Consider the following 21,872-nt stretch of genomic DNA (forward strand, 5'->3'; position numbering starts at 1 on the left):
TCGTAACATTGATTACAAGAGAAGACTTTAATATCAGCAGAGGTTATCGTTATAGTAAAGCCTAGCTAACAAATAGCATGGTAATTAATAGAATGATTAGCATGGCTATCAAAAAAAACAGTACTAAGATAAGTAAAAGCTAATATAACCAAAAATAATGGCAATAATAACTAAGGATATTTTATGAGTAATGCATTAACCAGTGACACACAAAACGATAAATATGTACCGCCTAAAGTTTGGACACAAGACAAAGATAACGGCGGTAAGTTCGCAAGCATCAACCGCCCAACCTCTGGCGCTCGTTATGATCAAGAGCTACCAGTAGGCGATGCTCCGCTACAGCTATACTCACTAAACACACCCAATGGCGTCAAGGTAAATATCTTATTAGAAGAGCTGGCAGAGCTTGGTATTAGCGGTGCTGAGTACGATGCTTATAAAATTGATATTTCGCAAGGTGAACAGTTTGGCTCAGGATTTGTAGCGATTAACCCCAACTCAAAAATTCCAGCGTTGGTCGATCATTCTGCTGATACCGCTGGCGAGCCGATTGCTCTTTTTGAGTCGGGCGCTATCTTGATGTATCTGGCAGAAAAGTTTGACAAATTCCTACCTTTGTCGCCAGGAAAAGCGCGAGCGGATTGTCTGTCGTGGATCATGTGGCAAATGGGTAGTGCACCTTTCTTAGGTGGCGGCTTTGGACATTTTTATGCCTATGCACCAGAGCCATTAGAATATCCAATTAATCGTTATACGATGGAGACTAAACGTCAGCTTGATGTATTAGATACCCATCTAAAAGACAGTGAGTACCTATGCGGTAATGATGAGGGTGATTATAATATTGCCGATATGATCATTTGGGCATGGTATGGACAGTTGGTACTCGGTAAGCTATACGATGCGGCAGAGTTTTTACAAGTACAAGACTATAAGCACATACAGCGTTGGGCGAAAAAAATTGCTGAGAGACCTGCCGTCAAGCGTGCTGTAGAGCTAGAACTAAAACCAATCGATTGATTATTAGCGCGAATATCATTTAATTATTTTCAATTATTACAGTTAGGCCGGTAAGTTACTCACTTATCGGCCTATTTTTATTATATTTAAAATAATGAATATATAATCGATGATCACTTCCTTTTGTATTTACATAATGGTACATTAGTACAACAGATAGAAACATTAGTGCGTTAAGATAACCGCTTATCACCGTGACAGACAGGTGTTTATACTTATTTGATTGATGAGTAATGGATTATGAAACACAATAATAAAATGCGCTTACCTATGCTTGCAGCAGTTAGCATGGCTTTGTTTAGTACAGCAAGTATGGCGCACACCGAAACTGAGTTTACTAGCCAAGATTGGCAGGTGGTCTGTGATAATACCCGTACTTGTCGGCTAGCAGGATATCAAGCAGACAATAACAGTGAGTTTCCAGTATCTATCTTACTGACTTGCCGTGCAGGCGCAGATGCTGCTGTGGATGGTAAAGTAAAGCTTGGTGGCGCTAAAGACAGCTCTTCTAAAGCCTTAATGCAATTGGGTAACCGTCACCGAATATCACTATTTATTAACGATCGAAATTATGGCGAAACCAAGCCGTATTCTGCAGCAGCAGGCAGTGCTGAGCTAACCCAAGCACAGGTTACAGCACTCCTAAGCGCGCTTCAAAGATCAAGCAAGATTACGCTAGCACTGCGCAACTCACGCTGGCAGCTTTCAGATAAAGGCGCTAGTGCAGTGATGCTAAAAGCTGATGATGTCCAAGGAAGAGTAGGCACACCAAGCGCCTTTATAAATAGCAATGAGGCCATAAAATCTAACAGCAGTGTATTGCCACCCAAAGCTGTACCAGTATTACGTTTTGTAGAGCCTAGTGGCAAGTCTGCTGCTAGCGATAAAAAGTTTGTCATGAGATCCTCTCAATTGGCTTCATTGATGAAAGGAACGATGAAAGATGCCGATGCTGACTGCCCAAATCTATCAGACAAGTCACCTTGGCGTGTCAGTCGCCTAAATGATTCACAGCTGCTCGCACAGCATGATTGTTGGACAGCTGCTTACAATGCAGGTAGTGGCGCGTGGGTGATCAATGATAGTAAGCCTTACAAGCCGACATTGGTCACAACTAGCGCCACCAATTACGACAAAGGTAAGCTTAGCTCAGTACAAAAAGGCCGCGGTATTGGCGACTGTATGAGTAGAGTCGATTGGGTGTGGACAGGCCGCGCATTTGAGAAAAGCCATGAAAGCACCACTGGACTATGCCGTCTCATCGAAGCGGGCGGGGCATGGCAGCTGCCGACTTATGTCACGGATGTTAAAGTAGTCAAATAATCACCGATTTTTTATTGAATGAGACGTTTAGTATGCTCAATAGAGGACTTATTCGGTCTATTTACTCAGTAATTGAATAAATGGCTACACATAATTTTTTATTGTGCTATACTGCGTCGCCACGTTAGCTTAGGCTTTCGTGAATTATGAGATTGATAACATCGCCTGCGATTTTGGGTCTAGGATGACCATAAGTAATTGTTGCCGATGATTTTGTGTACTTAAATAACGCCTTAAACATATCAGTTATTTTTGACTCATATCTTATCTACTGACCTATATAGGGTCTAGATTGGTTGCTGTTTGCGATTATCTGCTTTGGACAAAGCATTGATAATATGCGTATATCAAGCATGGATAAGACACTCGGCACTACCACCAAAATACGTCAGACAGCACGAACGCATTTATTATAAAGACGCTAAGCTCTATTGGCTTGGTTTCTGATTATCGACACTTTTGTGTTGCTCGGTAACCTTTAATAAAAGCAGCGTGATGAACGGTTATCAGTGGTATGCATCAAGTTTGCTGAATTTACAGCAGCTTATACTTACCAAGGATTACTATGACTGACATCTTATCTGCAATCGCTGCTGAAAACGGCATCATCGAAAGCAACGACACTACTGCAAATACTGACACCAATACTCAAGCGGCTACCACTGACGCTGCTGAAGAAAACAAAGTCACCTTTACTGATCTTGGCATTGCTAAACCAATTCTTACTGCACTTGATCGCAGTGGCTATACCAATCCAACCCCTATTCAAGAACAAGCCATTCCTTTTGCTCTAGCCGGCCGTGACCTTTTATTGTCAGCGCAAACGGGTAGTGGTAAAACAGCGGCTTTCGTTATCCCTGTACTTGACCGTTTGAGCCGTGCCACTAGCTTTGACAAACTAACCAAAGCACTTATCCTAACACCAACGCGTGAACTTGCTCAGCAAGTACATGACAGCGTTCGTACGTATTCTAAAGACATGCGCGGTCTATTTTGTGTCCCACTAGTTGGCGGCGCACCATATAACGGTCAGATCACTGCTTTGAAAAAAGGCGTTCAAGTAATCGTTGCGACGCCTGGTCGTCTACTTGATCATATCAATGCAGGTCGCGTTGATCTATCAAACCTAGAAGTATTGGTACTTGACGAAGCGGATCGTATGCTAGATATGGGTTTTGCTGATGATATCAGTGATATCCTTCGTGCAGCACCAGTCGATCGTCAAACGATCATGTGTTCAGCAACTTGGGATGGCCCAGTCGGTAAAATTGCTGCCAGCTTCACTAAGAACCCTGAGCGTGTATCAATCAAAGTAGAATCTGCACACATCGAAGAAAAAGTGTACTACTGTGATGATTTTGATCATAAAAACCGTTTACTTGACAAAATCGTTTGCCAGCAAGATATGGAACAGATCATTATCTTTGCTGCTACCAAACGTAGCACTGAAAAACTGGCTAAACAGCTACAAGAAGCGGGGCACAAAGCAAGCTTCCTACATGGTGACTTGCCACAGAGCAAGCGTAACCGTATTGTTCAAGACTTGCGTAATGGTAAAGTAAAAATCCTAGTAGCGACTGATGTTGCAGCTCGTGGTCTAGATATCCCAGCTATCTCGCACGTCATCAACTATGACTTGCCACGTCAGACTGAAGATTACGTCCATCGTATCGGTCGTTGTGGTCGTGCTGGTCGTACTGGTGTTGCTATCAGTCTATGCAGCATGGATGATCGTCCACAACTGAATGCTATCAACCGCTATTTAGATCGCAAAATGGAAGTATGCGTTATCGAAGGTATGGAACCTAAGAAAACGTACGTACCTAGCGAAAACAAAGGTAATGGTCGTGGCCGTGGTCGCGGTCGTTCTAACGGCGGCGGTCAAGGCCGTGGGCGTTCAAGCGGTGGCTATGCTGGTAAATCTAGCGGTGGTGGTCAAGGTCGTGGGCGTTCAAGCGACAGCGCACCAACTGGTCAACGCGCAAGCAACGACAGCGGTTATCAAGGTAAGCCACGTGACACGTCTGGCAAACCAAATGAGCGTTCAGGTGGCAAGCCGTATCAAGGCAAGCGTACTGGTGGTCCAAGCCGCGGTGATAGCAATGGCGTTCCACGTGGTGAGCGCGCTGCAACTGGTCGCGGTCGTCCAAGTGGCAGCCAAGGTCGTCCAGCAAGTCGTTCTGACAGCCGTGGTCAAGGTCGTCCAAACGGCGGCAACCGTGGTAAAAACTCATAATATCGCTATAACGAACGATTAAAGCTACTAATTCATTAATCGTCTAAAGATAGCAGCAAAAAGCCAGATACTTGTTATCTGGCTTTTTTTATGTTTTATCTGTTGATAAAAAACTTTGTGGTCATGAGAGCCGTCGCCATGCCTGCTTGCGCGACTTTTTTGCCTTGTCTATACTGATTCACTTTTGCCAGTTATCTGTCTCGGAGCACTTTGATGCCTAGCACTTCAAGTTTAGCAATTGATAGCCTACCACTAGCCTTTGGCATTATCATGGCCATCATCGGCTTGGTCTTTTATACCCAAGGCTTACCGGGTAAGTTTTGGCGACGGTTTTATGCGGTATTACCCGGCATTGTACTGTGCTGTTTTATACCCGCCACCCTAAACAGCTTAGGGGTGTTCGCCGACGGCGTTGGCGCGCAGATTTATGGTTTTACCGCCACGTATTTGCTGCCAGCAAGTTTGCTATTGATGACCTTATCCATGGATGTTCCCAAAATATTAGGTTTGGGCTGGAAGGTCATTGCGATGTTCTTTGCTGCCAGTATCGCTATCATTATCAGTGGGCCTATTAGCTTAGGAATCGCCAAATGGGTATCACCTGAGATGTTTGTCGACGATACGCTGTGGCGCGGATTTTCTGCTGTAGCGGGCAGCTGGATCGGCGGCGCGGCGAACCAAGCAGCAATGAAGGAGCTGTTTGGGGTCAGTGATGATCTATTTGGCATGATGATCTTGGTGGATGCCACTAATGCCTCATTATGGTTATTGGCAATATTAGTAATGGCAAAACACAGCGCAAAGATCGATCGATTCTTGCGAGCGGATACCAGTAGCATTGATAAAGTTATCAAAGCCGTTGAGAGCTATGAGCGCGATCATGCCCGCCCAGCCACCATCAATGATTTGATGGTAATGTTTGGTTTGTGCTTTGCCATGGTCGGAGTGGCGCACTTTGTTGGTGGACAAATTGCTGACTTTTTTGCCCCATATAAATGGGCAGTGCAATATAGTTTTGCCAGTTCATTCTTTTGGATGGTAGTCATTATTACGTTGATAGGCGTCATTTTTTCTTTTACTAAGATTCGTCGCCTTGACCATGTTGGCGCTTCCAAAATGGGTACCGTATTTATCTTCGTGCTGATTGCCGCGATTGGTATGCAGATTAATTTGGCGGGTATTGTCTCGCAGTGGCGGCTATTGCTTATCGGCTTTTTATGGATGAGTATACACGTGGTGATTATCTTTGCTGTTGCCAGACTTATCCGTGCGCCGTTTTTCTTTTTGGCGGTTGGCTCGAATGCCAATACAGGCGGCGCATCATCGGCACCGATTGTCGCGACGGCTTTTCATCCGTCGCTTGCGCCTGTTGGTGTGTTTTTGGGCATTATGGGCTATGCGGTGGGGACATTTGGCGGGTATATCAGTACCCAATTGATGCGCTTGGTAGTGGGTTAGTATTTAGGTTATCCATATTCTGATAGTATTTTTCCTAAAAAAACCCGCAATGACTGCGGGTTTTTTTATTATAGGGTGCCTAATGACTTAAGTTGTCGTTTTGTCTATCTATGCTATTGATACGTAAGCCTTGCCATAACCCTGCATGAGTACGTGTTAACCTTCCTGCTACTCAGATGAATAATAATAAATACGTTAGCAATAAATAGCGACTCAATAGGAAAAATAGCGTTATGGCCAATCCAAAAAAATTAGAAGAAACAGCAAATAATACAAGTATCGTCAAGAACGCTCTATACAACCCCAACCAAGAAAACATTCAGGTCAGAGGTGCACGTGTTCATAATTTAAAGAATGTCGATGTGGATTTACCGCGTAATGCACTGGTAGTGTTTACGGGTATATCTGGTTCAGGAAAATCATCACTGGCATTCGGTACGTTATTTGCCGAGTCACAGCGCCGCTATCTTGATTCAGTATCGCCTTATGCAAGAAGACTCATCGATCAGGTTGATGAACCCGATGTCGATACTATAGAAGGGTTACCGCCAGCAGTTGCTCTACAGCAAAAGCGAGGTACGCCGTCAGTGCGCTCGTCTGTGGGTAGTGTGACGACTATTTCTAATGGCTTGCGTATGCTGTACTCACGAGCCGGAGAGTATCCCGCCGGCCAAGAGATACTGTATGCCGATGCATTCTCTCCCAATACGCCAGATGGTGCTTGTCCGACGTGTTCAGGTATCGGTCGTGTGTTTGAGGTCACCGAGGAGCTGCTGGTACCCGATAATACCAAGAGCATTCGCGAGCGGGCGATTGCGGCATGGCCACCGGCATGGCAAGGTCAAAACCTGAGCCGTATATTGACCACACTAGGCTATGATATCGATAAGCCTTGGCACACCCTGCCAAAGAAGACCCGCGACTGGATTTTGTTTACCGATGAGACGCCAACGGTGCCTGTTTATCCTGAATACGATATAGAACAGACACGCGAGGCGATTGAGAAAGGGGAAAAGCCAAATTATATGGGTACGTTTACCAGTGCCAAAAACTTTATTTTGCATTCTTTTGCAACGACCCAAAGCCCGCGCACCAAAAAACGCGTTTCGCAGTTCATGCAGATATCTGAGTGTCCAGAATGTCATGGCAAAAAACTAAAGAAAGAATCGCTATCAGTTAAGTTTGCAGGACTCGATATCGGTGAGCTATCACAGCTCACATTGACGGAGATGGCCATCAAACTTGAAAATACGGCACACACCAAAGTGGCTGATGACACACCAAACCGCGAAAAAGCCATCGTTGCCCAGCGCATTGCTAGTGATATTCTCTCTCGTATTGAGGCACTAACAAGGCTTGGTCTGGGCTATTTATCGCTTGAGCGTACCACACCAACGCTATCGCCTGGTGAGCTGCAACGATTGCGGTTAGCGACCCAAATTCGCTCACAGCTGTTTGGCGTGGTTTATGTCCTTGATGAGCCATCAGCAGGTTTGCATCCTGCTGACACGCAGGCGCTACTTGGGGCGCTAGATGAGCTGATCGCGTCTGGCAACTCCGTGTTTGTCGTTGAGCACGATGTGAGCGTGATTAGGCATGCTGATTGGGTGGTGGATGTCGGGCCAAAGGCTGGCACGCATGGCGGTGAGATTGTCTATAGTGGGCCTGTAGAAGGGCTACGTGAGGTTGCGCAGTCGCATACGGGTCAATATCTCTTTGCCAACGACACGGCGAATCTTCAGTCAAAATCTAACACGAGGCAACCGACAGCATGGCTCAAACTTGCAAATATCGAGCGTAACAATATAACAGGCTTAGACGTTGAGTTTCCACTTGGAGTAATGACCAGTGTCACGGGTGTCTCAGGCTCAGGTAAGTCGAGTCTCGTCAGCCAAGCGTTAGTTGAGCTTATCAATGAAGCATTGGGTCAAAAAACGGTTACTGAAGCGCCCGTAGGTGAAGCGGATTTGCTAGAGCAAGAGCTTGAGACAGTCACTGGTGGTGAAATTGTCGCTGGCATGGAGCATGTTCGTCGTCTTATTAATATCAACCAAAAGGCGATTGGGCGGACACCGCGCTCCAATTTGGCAACCTATACAGGATTGTTCGATGACGTGCGTAAGCTGTTTACCGCAACTAAGCAAGCAAAAGCACATGGCTATGACGCTGGGCGTTTCTCATTTAACACCAAAAAAGGCCGCTGTCCAAATTGTGAAGGTTTGGGTTTTGTCAGTGTAGAGCTGCTATTTTTACCAAGTGTTTATGCACCTTGTCAGGTCTGTCATGGCGATCGTTATGATGAGGAGACGCTTGCCATCACGTATCGAGACAAGAACATCGCCGAGGTGCTGAACTTGACGGTTGAGGCGGCTCATGAGTTTTTCATTGATGAAGCGCCTATTTTGCGCGCATTAGATGCATTGCTGCAAGTGGGTCTTGGCTACTTACGTTTAGGGCAGCCCGCCACTGAGCTGTCAGGGGGTGAAGCACAGCGCATCAAGCTTGCCACTGAACTACAACGCCCGCAACGAGGCGATACACTCTATATCTTAGATGAGCCAACCACAGGTCTACATCCTGCTGATGTATCCATGCTGATGGCGCAATTAAATGGTCTGGTCGATGCGGGCAACACGGTCATTATGGTTGAGCATGACATGCAAGTGGCTAGCCATAGCGACTGGGTAATCGATATTGGCCCAGGGGCAGGTGATGAGGGCGGATTAATTGTCGCCCAAGGGACACCAGAAGACGTCGCTCGATCAAAAGACAGTCGTACGGCCCCATTTTTATCAGTATAAAAATAAGGCTTTAGGGCGTGATAGTCAGAAGAAATTATTCCCAATAACCATCAGGGCATGTGGGCAATTCAACCAAGGTGCGACGTAAGGCTTCTGACCATTGATGACGAATGGTATTAAAGTATTCATCACTCTCATCGATACGGCGGCCCTTTGGTAGCGTTAAACTATCATTGTTATAAAGCACAAAATCTATCGGCATACCAACCGATAGGTTTGAGTGAATCGTCGAATCAAATGACAGCATTAACGCACGTGCCGCATGCCTTACATCCGTGTTATAGCTGACAGAACGATCCAAAATAGGTTTGCCGTATTTGCTCTCACCTAATTGAAAAAAGGGCGTATCTTCTGTGGCTTTGATGCAATTGCCTTCAGGATAAATCAGGTATAACTCAGGCGGATGTCCTTTAATTTGACCACCAAGCATAAACGAGCTAGTAAAGGCACCATCGCGACTAGAATTAGCGACTGCTTTTGCATGATTCATAATATCACGCATACATTCACCGACCATTTGCGCCGCATCAAATAATGTCGTCACTGTATTGAGGTTGCTCTCAAGACGCTGATCAATATCGTTTTGCAGTTTATTAAATACCGCTTGCGATGTCGCTAAGCTGCCAGCGGTTTGCAGCACCATAAAGCGCTCGCCTTCAATGCCATATTGATACAACTTTCTGAATGTCGATATGTGATCAACACCGGCATTGGTGCGCGTGTCACTGGCAAAAACCATACCGTCTTTTAGACGAATGGCAGCACAATAGGTCATAAGATACCCTTGATAAAAAAATAATAGAAAATAGCAAATGCTATGATAGCTTTTTGACTAATACCAAACTGTAAAGATTTTCGTAACCGCCGCCCATGCGTACGCCGCGCACAGGGGCGGTATCTAGATAATCTCGCCCAATCGCCACATACACATGTGAGTTTGGGGTAAATGCCTGATTTGAGATATCAAAAGTATACCAGTAACCATCCAGCCAAACCTCAGCCCATGCGTGACTGGCCATGTGATTTTCGGTATCGTCATACAGATAACCGGACACATAACGCGCTGGAATCTGTTGATCGCGCAAGATACTCAAAAACACATGCGTATGGTCTTGGCACACACCGGCACTTGCCGCAAACGCCTCAGCAGCGGTCGTGCCCACATGCGTGACGTCTTTAACAAAAGGCATTTTCATAATCAGGGCATTTGCCATTGCCTTTAAGCTGTCATGAGTAGGGGTTTTTAGATATGGTGCTGCAAATTCTCGCATCTCTTGTGAGCATTTGGTCAACGGGGTTTGTACGGTAAATAGCAAGTAAGGAACATGATCCATATCCTCTAAACGTTCAGTTTCGGTATTGATCTCAACGACACCCGACGCCTGCATTTGTAAGTTGTTATGTGCTTCGTTACGACTGAGCGTGAGCCATGCATTACCAAAGCCGTCCTTTTGGTTGGTCGCCACTTTAGGGAGCATGACATCCCATTTATGAATGGTTTGGTGCGGCATTTGCATGGGGGTCATGCGTATGTACTGTACACTGCGCTGCGCCAGCTCATCGTAATAATAGTTGGTTTGGTGACTGATTTGAAGTTTCATAATATCTTCTCCTTTTTCTGTTTATTCCATATGTCTCATGAGCCATTATTATTGATTTTTGGCTAGACACCTTCTATACACCTTGACGCAATATGAGATTGAACTCTTTGCTAATCAGCGCAAAATCACTAAATTTCTTTGATCTGATCATCTGGTTGGTCAAGCGGATAAGCTCACGCCAGCGTGTATTCTCCGGCAACTCATTAATCCAGTGCCTGAATTCAAAACTGACCTCTGTTGAATCCTCTCCCAGCAAGACGGCACGCTCAAGCTGCTCAAAGTGACGCCCCAATTGCCAAAAACAAGTCACTGTCGGATTTTCTTGTTTCATCGCAGCGTTACACGCGTGTAGCTGCAAGGTTGCCGCTCGATACGTGCCAGCACTCGATAGACGCTTGATCAAGTTATACAGCTCAGCGGTATCTTTACCAATGACACCTTTAGCCTCTTGGACATTGTCCTCAATCGATTGCACGATATTGGGGATGATGTTTTGTTCCAAATCAGACATCATTTGCGCTTTCATGGTGGTAAGCGACGCTTCACCATCAACGGCAAACCCTAAGTGACTGATTAGATGCTTGATCTGTGATTTTTTAAGATCGCCTTTGATCAGTTGTTTCATGACATCGTCATAGTAATACAGGCGCTCACTATATCGGCCTAGCCATATTAAGTGACTGGCGGTAGAGAGTAGCAGTATCATGGGCGCATCATCTAAACTCTCATAACCGGTTTCTAAGGGCTGGACGCGATTATAGTAGTTCGCATGCCCTAAAGCATTGCCTGCAGAATTGACACCTACTGATGATAAAGGCGAGCACTTGTCGGCTTGCTGGCTGTCTAAATCACTGTCATCAATAACCCAAGTGTCTTTGATACCGCCGCCTTGCGATGAATTGACGACCAACGAGCCTTCAACCATGGCCACTCGTGTCAGACCACCAGGTACGATATCTACCGTGCCATCACCATGACTGAGAATAAAGGGACGCAAGTCAATATGACGCGGTGCGATACCATCGCTCACGGCAGTGGGGTTAGTAGATAGTGAGATGGTCGGCTGAGCAATAAAGCCGGCTGGATTTTCAAGCAGACGTACGCGATATTCTTCGATTTCTTCTTTGGTTGATGTCGGACCAATAAGCATCCCGTAGCCGCCTGAGCCTTGCGTTTCTTTTACTACCAGCTTGTCCAGATTATCAAGCACATATTTGAGATCGTCAGGCTTACGGCACTGGTAGGTCTCGATATTAGGTAGGATAGGCTCTTCATTTAAGTAGAACTTAATCATATCTGGTACAAAAGGATATAAACTCTTATCATCGGCCACGCCCGTACCTGGTGCGTTAACAATCACCACGTTGCCAGCGCGATAAGCACTCATTAGCCCCGACACACCCAATATAGAGTCTGAGCGGAATGCTAAAGGATCGATATAAGGGTCATCAATGCGGCGGTAGATGACATCGACTTGTACTTTACCGCGAATGCCTTGCATGTAGACTTTGCTGTCCTCAACGACCAAGTCATAACCATGAACGAGTGGTACATTCATCTCATGGGCTAAGAAAGCATGCTCATAATAGGCACTATTAAAGCGACCTGGCGTTAAAATGACGACTTGCGGATCATATTTGGATGTTGAGCTGGCAAGACAGGCTTTGAGACGGTTGGGATAATCACTAATACCCATAATAGGCGTGTCAGCAAAGATATCAGCTAAGAGCGTTTCTGATATATTGCGGCTCTCAAGCATATATGAGACGCCTGACGGGGTACGCAAGTTATCCTCTAACACACAAAACTTGCCAGACTCATCACGGATTAGATCGATACCACTAATGTGAGAGTATATTGGTTTGTCGAGCTCAATGCCCATCATCCACGGCTCATAGCAACCACTGGCATACACATAGCTGGCAGGGACAATATCAGCCTTCATAATGGCTTGATCATGATAGATATCATGCAAAAAAGCATTAAGAGCGGTGATGCGCTGTTTACAGCCTGCTTCTATTTGTTGCCATTCGCTCGCGGCAATAATGCGTGGAATGATATCAAATGGAATCATACGCTCGATGTTTTTGGCATCGCTATAGACCGTAAAAGTAACCCCTTTGCGGTAAAAGATGTTTTCTGCTTGTTCGTTTAGATAATTGAGGGCATCCATGTTGATGTTATCAAGCCAATGACCAACGGCTTTTGCAACGGGACGATACTGACCTTTGCCTGTTTGAAGTTCATCAAAGCTTGGTGCGCGTGATGGGGAAGTGTCTGTTGAGTTACTGTCTGCTAAATGATTGGCGGGCGTGTCCTGTGACTTATTTTGTAATTGACTCTGCGACTGGCTTTGCGACTGCCCTGAAGTGTTGTCCTTGTCTTTTACACTGGTTTCAGGGGTAGCCGTATCCTCATTTGTATTTTTATTCTGACTTTGGTCTTTGATTTGACCTATTGACTGCTCTTCTTGAGGTTGATTTTGGCTCTGACCCTGACTCTGGGATTGAGATGATTTTTTATTCATAAGTACCTCACGTATCCTTGGTAAAGTTACACTTTATGATGACTACACCCTCTATGCTAAGCAAGGGATCACTTGTATTTCGCCCAACAGGTAGTCTATCTCCTGTATGAACTATACAACGGTTACCGAGTAACATACAACAAGGGTTAAGTAATAGGTTTTTAGTAATATCAGCCTAATTCTGATAAATTTAACTCAATTTGTATGAAAAAAGGAAGAGAGTGGACATGAAGATACGAGGTAAGTCTTTAGTGCTGGCAAGTATGGGGTTGGTAGCGACTTTGAGTATGACCAGCTGTGGTAGTGAGCCACAGCAAGATGCCTTGCCAGCTGGTAGCACAGTGATTGCACTTGGTGACTCGCTGACTTATGGCTATGGCGCTAGTACAGAGACTGCCTATCCCGAGGTACTTGCCGATTTGAGTCATTGGACAGTTATTAATGCAGGTGTCAATGGCGATACCTCCGCCGATGTGCTGGCTCGTGTCGATGATATCACTGCTCAAAATCCCGACTTGGTACTGCTTGGCGTGGGTGGTAATGATGTGTTGCAACGCGTTCAACCTGAGACTACACGTGCCAATATCACTGCTACTATCGATACCTTGAAATCTGCAAATATCGATGTGATCCTTATTGCTGAGCCATACTTTAGTGCCAGTGCTTTGTTTGGACGGGTGAGTGATAACCCATTATACGAAGATATTGCTGATGCTAAAGAGGTGCCTTTATATTCAGGTGGTTGGTCTGCGGTATTGTCGGATGACACGTTAAAGTCCGATCGCATCCATGCCAATGCTGCAGGTTATCGGCAGTTTGCAGAAGGGTTGCATGACTATTTGCAAGAAGAGGGCGTGGCGCGATGAAGAATAGCTACTTACTGATGGTAATAAGCGCAGTGGGGGCTTTTTGTTTGTAGATTTTTTACACCGTAACGGGCGCTTGCTTAATGATAAAGGTGACAGGGTGATCAATAACACAGGTCTTGCTGCTTTACTTATTGGTCGCTGAGTCTGACCCGAATCAAAAAGAGACCTTGATCAAGTTGATTATGAATATGTTGTCGATGGAGGTTTGATTTAAAAAATGCGTTGTTTCTTTTTCTTGTAAACCACATTTAATTGAGTTATTTTTTAATGTCGATTACATTTCTTTAACCAAGGAGAAACAGTTTGCATAATAGATTATCACCGCTCACGATTTCAGTTGTCGCTGCGCTGGCACTACTTACAGGCTCACAAACATTTGCAGAAGCCCAATACGGTGATTATGGTAAAGAAACGGCGTTAACGCTGGCGCGCGACTATGCTGGTCGCTATACAGGATCTGATAAAGAAATTGAGGCTGCTGATTATATGCAGCAACGTATGACTATCGATGGCAGTAATAGTCAAGTTGATCGTCAGACTTTTGATTTTGTCGCACCTCGCGGTTTGTTTAGAGGTCAAACACTAACGAGTAACAACATTATCGTGACCCAAAAAGGTATTGCTGATACCAATAAAACGCTATTTGTCGGCGCACATTATGATTCTGCCGTCGCCTATCCAAACTATGAAAATCTAGAGGCGTTGGACGATAATGCTTCTGGCTCTGGCGTTTTGACTGAGTTGACAAGAAATCTGAGTGGTATTGACACAGAACATGACATTCAGTTTGTGGCGTTTGGCGCAGAGGAGGGCGGTCTCAATGGTTCAAAGGCGTTTGTTGATCAGCTCACTGACGCAGAAAAATCGGCAGCACTGGGTATGATCAACTTAGATAGCTTGATTACAGGCGATAAGATGTATGCCAATGCAGGACGAAATGCTTATGACGATGACGGCAATGAAGTGGCTGCCAATGTAGAATTACGTGAAAACGCGCTGCGTATTGCAAAAGAGCTAGGTATCACACTCGAAGTCAATCCAGCCATCATTGCACCTGGCGCGACAGAACCCTACGAGCCTTATGGCGTTGGCTGTTGTAGCGATCAGGAGTCTTTTGACAACGTGATGCCCGTCGTAGGATTTGAGGCGACCAACTGGGCGCTTGGACCTGATTATGATGGTTATACGCAAACAGAAAATCCGAATATCCCAGGTGGCTATACGTGGCATAATCCCGAATTAGATAATGAGGAAGTGCTGACGGCTGCATTTGGTGAAGAGCGCATCGCACAAAGAATGCGTGACTATTCGCGTATCATTAGCAGATTGATCGTTGAGCAAACCAATGCTGATATCATTGCTGCAAACAAAAGCGCGCTTAATCTTCAAAATAGAATGGGGGCAGTTTTAAAGGGCAGTGCTACTGACTCGCACTCAGCGGTTCTTGAGCGTGCTAATGCTTTGGCTTTACCTGCCGTTGATAACAATGATACTTTGCGTACTCAGGTCTGGGTAGACGGCTCTCAAAGCTATAACGATTCTGATAACGTACAAGAAGGTACTCGCGCCAATATTGGTATCTATGGTGAATACGTTGTGCAACCTAGCTGGCGTGTTGGTGCAGGTCTCAAAGCCACCAATCAAAACAATAAAACTGTAGAGAACGGTATCAAAAAAGACACCAGCTATGGCATTCAAGCTTACTCGCTATTGGGCGGTAAAGACACGGCTTGGTGGAATACGACTTCTGTAAGCTTATCTAAACATGATTTAGATGTTAATAGCACCGTTAGACTAGATGGTAATAATGGCATCAACATTATTAACAATAGCGAACGCGGTAATGCTGATGCCGATGTGTTTAATGCTTATAATGAGCTTGGCTACAATTTTCTTATCAAGAAAAACATCGCTCATGGCGCTTTTTTAGGTTTGAACTACAGTGATACCGACATAGACGGCTACACGAGTGGCAGTGCCAACTCTCGCACAGCCCTTAAAGTTGATAGCACATCTAGTGAGGCATGGGACTCAGAGCTTGGTTACCAGCTGCAGTATGGGTTTGATTTAATGGGTACACCCGCCAAGCTTCAAAGCAAACTCGCTTACGTGCATGTCATCGAAGACGGTTTAGTGGATCGTTTATCGACAACGTCTTTCGCTGATGGGCAAAAAAGAGACATTAGTATCACCCAAACAAACAAAGATGATGACTATGGATGTTTTGAGCTGAGTGTTAGCAACAAGGTTCATAACAATGTCTATGCGTATCTGAATGGCGATACCACCTTTGCACGTGATGATAAAGACAGCTCAGTACAGTTAGGCTTACAGTATCAATTTTAAAACATAATGTATGGATGACAGTCTGCGCCGCTCAATAATTCATTTATGAGCGGCATTTTTTATACATTTTAATATAGTAATTATCATGGCGTGCTACTGGTTATCGCTATAATATACGTATAACGGCTGGCCTATATACTAAGAATGATAGGGATAAAGTGTATGTTTGACATCATCAAAGACTGGCGTGAGAAGCGTATATTGGACAACAGCGAGTTCACGCATGAAGACTGGACAAGAGCAGCTGAGCGTATCGTGATATTGGATAGGTTGAATGAAGACGAGCTAAGCCAATTGTTTGATTTGGCGACTTTGTTTTTGGATGACAAGTCGATTGTAGGCGCACAAGGTTTTGAGATTACGGACGCTGTCAGACAATCTATTGCGCTACAAGCATGTCTGCCTATCTTAAACCTAAGTCTTGAGTGGTATGCTGGCTGGTCATCTATTATTATTTATCAAGGTTCGTACAAAAGTGAGAGTACAACGGTAGATGAGTTCGGCATCGTCCACGAAGGCAGTCAGCACCGTAGTGGGGAAGCATGGCAGCGAGGCCCTGTTGTTCTTTCTTGGAAGGATGCTAAGCACTCAGGTGAGCGTGATGGACACAATGTTGTCATTCATGAATTTGTGCATAAGCTTGATATGATGAATGGCCGCGCTAATGGCTTTCCGCCGATGCAGCCTGACATGGACCCTGCACGTTGGACTGAAATCATGTCGCGAGATTTCGAAGATTTTCAAACGCACCGTAAGTCAGGTTTAGATCGTTATGGTGCGACCAATCCTGCCGAGTTTTTTGCGGTACTCAGCGAAGTGTTTTTTGAAACGCCGCAAAAGCTGGTGGATGCTTATCCTGATATTTACGATATTATGGTCAAGTTTTTTAAGCAAAGTCCACTTTAGGCAAAAGCATAATTTTAAATTTATATATTAAAAATTGAATATAATATAACAAAGAAATAAAAAGGGCAGTGCTTCATACACGAAGCATTGCCCTTTTTGTCTCTTTATCTGACCACTCAGATGCTTACGCTGTTATTTAAACCGTCCACTGATCGTTAATGATAGCGACGAGATAACGCTTCCCCTTATACTCATCAAACACCAATCGCAGTACACGCCAGTCCATACCAGCGTATTCTTCAGTACCTTTATAATAAAACTCTACAACGTCTGAGTTTTGGTATATGTCTTTTAAATTATTGATTGAATTGCTATTATTGGTAATTTTATTGACGCTGATATTCACATCATTGAATTTCTTGCCATCCACCCAAGTATCCAAGTATGTTGGCAGCGGTGTGATTAATAAATCACCCGTGCCATCTTTTTCGCCCCATGTGAAGCGAATATTGGACTGCTGTAAATATTGTGCATATTGCGCGCGATTAAAGACTTTATCAGACTCAGGGCGTACGTAGGCATACATCGAAAAACGAACGCCACGTGTGGGATGAATATCATCAGTAATTCTAGCAAAATCCTTATTGGCGAGCGCCCGCTGTATACGCAACGCTTGCTGTTTTAGGGTTTGTTGACTGATATCAGTACTTATAGGCGTTGCTGAGGTGCTGGTAGGTTGAGAAACAATGGCTTCACTGGACTCAGAAGCGGACTGGCAACCAGTCGCGGTCAAAGTAAGCAATAAAAGGCCACTAGAAGCCAATGTTGCAGATTTTTCCTTAAAAAAGGTAGGTAGTATTATCATAAAAGCATCCTTACCACAGTTATTAGCAAAATAAACGTTACGATAAGCCACTAAAATTTGTCATCACAATAGATAAAAAAGAGCATAAAAGCGCTATGTAATCGGAATTTTGATGAGTGAACCTGAATGATACGATAATACAGCAGAGTCGTTATATGGCTATGATGTAATAGACCGTAACACTTATAAGATAAAAGCTCGTAGAGAACGACATGCCAACATACAAATCACTGATATTGCTATCAACCATAGCACTGACAACTGTCGATACTGCCACAGCAAATGTGACAAAAGCATCTCAGAAACAAGCTGCTGTGGCTGACATAAAGATAGCGACCATCACAAAAATGTACCAACGAGATATCGATGACCAAGGTATGAGTAATCCTGTGGTGCTACAGCAATATGCCAATGTTGACTTGCTAGCAGCCATGCAGCTAGAACAAGATTATTTTGATAAAAATCAAATGTCCTGCAACGTTGATTATGATGTGCTGTGGAATTCTCAAGATCCTGATTATATGCAAGACAAGAAGTTTTCGATGACTGATAAAGGATTGGTTCAAGTTAGCTTGGCGCAAGGCAGCAATATTTATTATGATTTGACGTGCAATGATGAAGAGTGCCAAATCGCAGATGTTAGCTTAAATGAAGACGGTGGAACTTTGAGTAAGCATTTGCTTGAAACTTGTCGTTAGTAGAAAACTGAATTGATATTAAAAATGTTAGCGCTAAGCTATTTTGAAAATAAAAATACTCAGTTAAATATAGAAATGATATGACGCAGATTGATATTTACTCTTCTGCTGAAACCGTTGGTATGTTTTCGCATAATGTATATTATGTTAAACGGACAGTACCCGATGATAAGTTCATGGGATTATGTCTATATCATAAATAACAGTCAGTTTAGTTAATAACCGTTCAAATATAATGTACATGTCATGGCTAAGTAATCATTGCAATCGTCACTATGGCAAACCTTAACTGAATCTGTTTTATCAACTATATGTGGAATCCTTTTGACATCTAGTATACTTGTACTCAAACTTGGTACATTTCATAATATAGCTAACAACCTCTTTCAAATCGTAGGATAAGTTACTTTTATAGCTCATCAAAGCTTCAAAGCTTCAAAGCTTCAAAGCTTCAAAGCTTCAAAGCTAAACTATTTGATGAGTTTGTTCTACGTGTCACCATCATACTGGCTACATCTGTCAGAATATCCAATCAGCACTTTATCCAGTCCCTCATTCTTAATCGTCACCTAAAAGCCAAATCTACTATCATTCGGTTGTTATTAACTTAATCAACTGGATCTTTGGTGCCAATGCTCTTGCAACGTATTGAATGTAGTCAACTGTCACGTGTCTATATATAGGATACTGTTACTCATAGATTGACAGCTGACATTAAATACTAAAACCCTATTTGATGCTTCTTATCCTATATCACTGCTAAGAGCGCATGTAGACTCTAATACTGATAGTTTTATTTAGTTTGACTATGAGTCTGGTTTCTATACATTTTATACTTAGGAGTGTCATAACTAACCAAGTCATAATATCTTCTTCCCTGATTCGCCCACAGAGCCTTTCAAATCAATAAAGCATTCATTAGTGTCTTCTGATATCTATCACTCCTCGCAAGATGTTTTTATCTGAAGCACTAAGTTGCCATCTCCAAATTTGCACAGAACAGTACTATGACCCTGATTTTTATATTCTGTGCGAGTACAGGAGCATGTTTTTTTGTGTAAATAAATCGAAGAACTCTATCAAACATAGCAAACGGAGTTTTTACTTTTAGCCTCTTTTAGGTCTATTAACCCAAACGCTATATATATCAATAAACACATGGCTTACTCCCTCTATTTCCTCTATACTACAATTATCCCCAACCTTCACTTGGGGATAATTAAGTGTTAAAACCATTACTATATAAGGTTTTACTAAAAATACTAGCGAATATCAGTGTCCATGACAGTGTCCAATACTTCTATATTTTTTTACAGAAGAGACTTTTTATAAGTCATTAATCATAAACCTATCATTAACCTTAATTATCATATGACGGATATACATTATGGCTATCGACACTGCAAACGATATAAATAAGCTCGAATGCCGAGACACAGATTATTTTGTCAGTGTCTCAGGTGTGGCTGGCTTAAGTCTTCGTATTTATCCAAATGGCAAAAAGGAATACTACTTACGTTATTCCCATCCGCATATCGAGGGCAAACGTCCTAGGATGATGTTGGGTAAGATTGAGGATGTCAGTCTCCATGAGGTTAAGTATAAAGCAGACACCATTCTTGATATGGTCGCAAAAGGCTCTGACCCTAAAGCTATTCAGCAAAAAGAGCAAACCAATAAATATACTCACCTAAAAAACGCACCATTTTATGACATTGCTCAAGCATGGCGAGAACACAAAACAGCAGGTCGCAATCAAAGTAAATCTAAAAAACCGTCATACAGTGAGTCAACCCTTAAGTTCTGGGATTTATGTCTAGGATATATGTGCCAAGAAATTGGTGATTTAAGAATGGACGATATCACCAGCGAGATGATACTAAGTGTGTGTGAGTCGATTCAGAATAATGATAATCAAGCGACTTTCGTTGGTGCGAGCACTCGTTTATATACTGAAAAAGTATTTTCATTCGCTGTTGCTCGAGGGTTATGCGATAGAAATGTGGCGATTGATACCCGAGGTGAGCTTGCACCTGCTAGCTCAGGTAATCACTTACCAGCCATAACCAAACCAGAGCAATTCGCAACTCTTTTAAAAGATATGTCCAACTTTAAAGGCGCAAGTAAGATTACACTAGAGGCTATGAACCTACTGCCGTATGTATTTGTACGTAGTATCGATTTACGGTCTATGCGTTGGGATGATATAGATTGGGACCATAACTTGTGGTCATTCTCCCCTATTAAAGGCGAAAGTCGTGATGATATGGTCTCGCACTTAGTTGTTCCCTTGGCCACGCAAGTGATTTCTCGATTACGAAACATTCAGTCAATTACTGGGGATAAGGAATATGTATTTGCGTCGATGCGCGGTTCAAGCAATGCTTATATCAGTAAAGCGACGTTGGTACAGATATTCCACCGGCTTGGATACAAAGATGTGCAGTGTGCGCATGGATTTCGAGCATCCGCTAAAACCTTGCTTATGGAACAGCCTGAGCTACGCTATTCTGACATCGTCACAGAGTTACAGCTAGGTCACAGGATAAAAGACACACATGGCGGGGCTTACAACAGACTTGATGAAATCGACACTAGGGTACAGATGATGCAAGATTGGGCAGATTATATAGATGAGCTCCGAGGTCATTTCAAATGAGCAATCATTGAGCTCAAAACTAGGATCGGTATATATTTATACTCAGCTATAAATTCAGTCATTCTCAATTAGCTTTTGATCGGAATGATTTTCAATTTTTTCAAACGTATTAATTATTTTATCTTCTTTAATAGTTTGTTGCTGATAAGATTTATCTACATGGACTTGAAGACCTGAAATTATGAAGCTTTGGATACTTTTAGGTGTACTTTTAAATAAATCCAGTAAATACCTATCGGTTTTGGATATTCCGTCAACACTACGTTCCCCTGTAACTACATAATGAATATCAAAACCTAATTTTGATATTTCATACAAATATTTTGTGTCAGGACTTCGCTTGCCTTTCTCGTAATTAGATTGAGTTGGTACCGCGACCCCAGCAAAATCAGCAACTTCTTTTGCTTTAAATCCGAGCCGGATACGTTCTTCAGCTAAAAATATGTTATCCAATTGATTAATTTCCTAATTACAATAGTTAACTATACGATTAACTTATAGGGGTGTACTATACCTTATAAGCTTTAAATAATTTTCCAAGTTAATCATAACTTCATAATAGTATTCTTGCAAAAGTTATCGATAACAACCTTCGACGTTTAAAAGTAAAAGATGTCTAG

The 21,872-nt window shown here is 43.3% G+C and carries 15 protein-coding genes; 10 read left to right on the forward strand and 5 right to left on the reverse strand.

All coding sequences use genetic code 11. From position 1 onward, the window contains the following. The first annotated feature begins 183 nt into the window (after positions 1-183). The 5 genes from yghU to uvrA all read left to right on the forward strand — a co-directional run bounded on the left by yghU (position 184) and on the right by uvrA (position 8,841). Positions 184-1,023, forward strand: a complete 840-nt coding sequence (yghU, locus tag ACTXGK_RS22410; RefSeq protein WP_443516388.1) for a glutathione-dependent disulfide-bond oxidoreductase — start codon at positions 184-186, stop codon at positions 1,021-1,023. A 240-nt stretch (positions 1,024-1,263) separates the two neighbouring features. After that, positions 1,264-2,346 (forward strand): DUF1176 domain-containing protein, encoded by a 1,083-nt coding sequence (locus ACTXGK_RS22415; RefSeq protein ID WP_443516386.1) that lies wholly within the window; start codon positions 1,264-1,266, stop codon positions 2,344-2,346. 565 nt (positions 2,347-2,911) lie between these two features. After that, entirely contained in the window at positions 2,912-4,582 is a 1,671-nt protein-coding gene (gene csdA / locus ACTXGK_RS22420; RefSeq protein ID WP_443516385.1) for a DEAD/DEAH box helicase CsdA, read from the forward strand. 213 nt (positions 4,583-4,795) lie between these two features. Continuing rightward, positions 4,796-6,040 carry a DUF819 family protein gene (locus tag ACTXGK_RS22425; RefSeq protein WP_443516384.1) on the forward strand — a complete coding sequence of 415 codons (1,245 nt, stop codon included), beginning with the start codon at positions 4,796-4,798 and terminating at the stop codon, positions 6,038-6,040. A 233-nt stretch (positions 6,041-6,273) separates the two neighbouring features. Beyond that, complete coding sequence (uvrA, locus tag ACTXGK_RS22430; RefSeq protein ID WP_443516382.1) at positions 6,274-8,841, forward strand: excinuclease ABC subunit UvrA; 2,568 nt, start codon at positions 6,274-6,276, stop codon at positions 8,839-8,841. Between the two features lie 34 nt (positions 8,842-8,875). Here uvrA and ACTXGK_RS22435 read toward each other — a convergent pair whose 3' ends face one another. The 3 genes from ACTXGK_RS22435 to ACTXGK_RS22445 all read right to left on the reverse strand — a co-directional run bounded on the left by ACTXGK_RS22435 (position 8,876) and on the right by ACTXGK_RS22445 (position 12,969). Next, positions 8,876-9,616 (reverse strand): proteasome-type protease, encoded by a 741-nt coding sequence (locus ACTXGK_RS22435; protein ID WP_443516381.1) that lies wholly within the window; start codon positions 9,614-9,616, stop codon positions 8,876-8,878. Between the two features lie 40 nt (positions 9,617-9,656). Then, positions 9,657-10,442 carry a transglutaminase family protein gene (locus ACTXGK_RS22440; protein WP_201601098.1) on the reverse strand — a complete coding sequence of 262 codons (786 nt, stop codon included), beginning with the start codon at positions 10,440-10,442 and terminating at the stop codon, positions 9,657-9,659. Positions 10,443-10,515: 73 nt separating this feature from the next. After that, positions 10,516-12,969, reverse strand: a complete 2,454-nt coding sequence (locus ACTXGK_RS22445) for a circularly permuted type 2 ATP-grasp protein (protein ID WP_443516379.1) — start codon at positions 12,967-12,969, stop codon at positions 10,516-10,518. Positions 12,970-13,196: 227 nt separating this feature from the next. Here ACTXGK_RS22445 and ACTXGK_RS22450 point away from each other — a divergent pair, with 227 nt between their 5' ends. The 3 genes from ACTXGK_RS22450 (at position 13,197) to ACTXGK_RS22460 (ending at position 17,090) form a co-directional block, all read left to right on the forward strand. Continuing rightward, positions 13,197-13,835: a GDSL-type esterase/lipase family protein gene (locus ACTXGK_RS22450; protein WP_443516378.1), complete on the forward strand. Its 639-nt coding sequence runs from the start codon at positions 13,197-13,199 to the stop codon at positions 13,833-13,835. A gap of 306 nt (positions 13,836-14,141) precedes the next feature. Beyond that, on the forward strand, positions 14,142-16,184 hold the full coding sequence (locus tag ACTXGK_RS22455; protein ID WP_443516377.1) for an autotransporter domain-containing protein: 2,043 nt from the start codon (positions 14,142-14,144) through the stop codon (positions 16,182-16,184). A 162-nt stretch (positions 16,185-16,346) separates the two neighbouring features. Continuing rightward, positions 16,347-17,090, forward strand: a complete 744-nt coding sequence (locus tag ACTXGK_RS22460) for a M90 family metallopeptidase (protein WP_443516375.1) — start codon at positions 16,347-16,349, stop codon at positions 17,088-17,090. Positions 17,091-17,226: 136 nt separating this feature from the next. On the opposite strand, the gene ACTXGK_RS22465 is transcribed toward ACTXGK_RS22460, so the two are convergent. After that, entirely contained in the window at positions 17,227-17,895 is a 669-nt protein-coding gene (locus ACTXGK_RS22465) for a hypothetical protein (RefSeq protein WP_443516374.1), read from the reverse strand. Between the two features lie 212 nt (positions 17,896-18,107). Here ACTXGK_RS22465 and ACTXGK_RS22470 point away from each other — a divergent pair, with 212 nt between their 5' ends. Both ACTXGK_RS22470 and ACTXGK_RS22475 read left to right on the forward strand, forming a co-directional pair. Continuing rightward, positions 18,108-18,593, forward strand: coding sequence for a hypothetical protein (locus ACTXGK_RS22470; RefSeq protein ID WP_443516372.1), 486 nt, complete (start codon positions 18,108-18,110; stop codon positions 18,591-18,593). A 1,387-nt stretch (positions 18,594-19,980) separates the two neighbouring features. Beyond that, complete coding sequence (locus ACTXGK_RS22475) at positions 19,981-21,252, forward strand: tyrosine-type recombinase/integrase (RefSeq protein ID WP_443516370.1); 1,272 nt, start codon at positions 19,981-19,983, stop codon at positions 21,250-21,252. Positions 21,253-21,306: 54 nt separating this feature from the next. On the opposite strand, the gene ACTXGK_RS22480 is transcribed toward ACTXGK_RS22475, so the two are convergent. After that, positions 21,307-21,705 carry a helix-turn-helix domain-containing protein gene (locus ACTXGK_RS22480; RefSeq protein ID WP_288995779.1) on the reverse strand — a complete coding sequence of 133 codons (399 nt, stop codon included), beginning with the start codon at positions 21,703-21,705 and terminating at the stop codon, positions 21,307-21,309. Between the last annotated feature and the right edge of the window lie 167 nt (positions 21,706-21,872).

This window comes from Psychrobacter sp. T6-5, from assembly GCF_052258485.2.
Lineage (GTDB): Bacteria > Pseudomonadota > Gammaproteobacteria > Pseudomonadales > Moraxellaceae > Psychrobacter.

What these genes read in the sequence shown, in the direction of transcription:
- yghU (WP_443516388.1), top strand. Translation starts at nt 184, where the DNA reads ATGAGTAATGCATTAACCAGTGACACACAAAACGATAAATATGTACCG.
- ACTXGK_RS22415 (WP_443516386.1), top strand. Translation starts at nt 1,264, where the DNA reads ATGAAACACAATAATAAAATGCGCTTACCTATGCTTGCAGCAGTTAGC.
- csdA (WP_443516385.1), top strand. Translation starts at nt 2,912, where the DNA reads ATGACTGACATCTTATCTGCAATCGCTGCTGAAAACGGCATCATCGAA.
- ACTXGK_RS22425 (WP_443516384.1), top strand. Translation starts at nt 4,796, where the DNA reads ATGCCTAGCACTTCAAGTTTAGCAATTGATAGCCTACCACTAGCCTTT.
- uvrA (WP_443516382.1), top strand. Translation starts at nt 6,274, where the DNA reads ATGGCCAATCCAAAAAAATTAGAAGAAACAGCAAATAATACAAGTATC.
- ACTXGK_RS22435 (WP_443516381.1), bottom strand. Translation starts at nt 9,616, where the DNA reads ATGACCTATTGTGCTGCCATTCGTCTAAAAGACGGTATGGTTTTTGCC.
- ACTXGK_RS22440 (WP_201601098.1), bottom strand. Translation starts at nt 10,442, where the DNA reads ATGAAACTTCAAATCAGTCACCAAACCAACTATTATTACGATGAGCTG.
- ACTXGK_RS22445 (WP_443516379.1), bottom strand. Translation starts at nt 12,969, where the DNA reads ATGAATAAAAAATCATCTCAATCCCAGAGTCAGGGTCAGAGCCAAAAT.
- ACTXGK_RS22450 (WP_443516378.1), top strand. Translation starts at nt 13,197, where the DNA reads ATGAAGATACGAGGTAAGTCTTTAGTGCTGGCAAGTATGGGGTTGGTA.
- ACTXGK_RS22460 (WP_443516375.1), top strand. Translation starts at nt 16,347, where the DNA reads ATGTTTGACATCATCAAAGACTGGCGTGAGAAGCGTATATTGGACAAC.
- ACTXGK_RS22465 (WP_443516374.1), bottom strand. Translation starts at nt 17,895, where the DNA reads ATGATAATACTACCTACCTTTTTTAAGGAAAAATCTGCAACATTGGCT.
- ACTXGK_RS22470 (WP_443516372.1), top strand. Translation starts at nt 18,108, where the DNA reads ATGCCAACATACAAATCACTGATATTGCTATCAACCATAGCACTGACA.
- ACTXGK_RS22475 (WP_443516370.1), top strand. Translation starts at nt 19,981, where the DNA reads ATGGCTATCGACACTGCAAACGATATAAATAAGCTCGAATGCCGAGAC.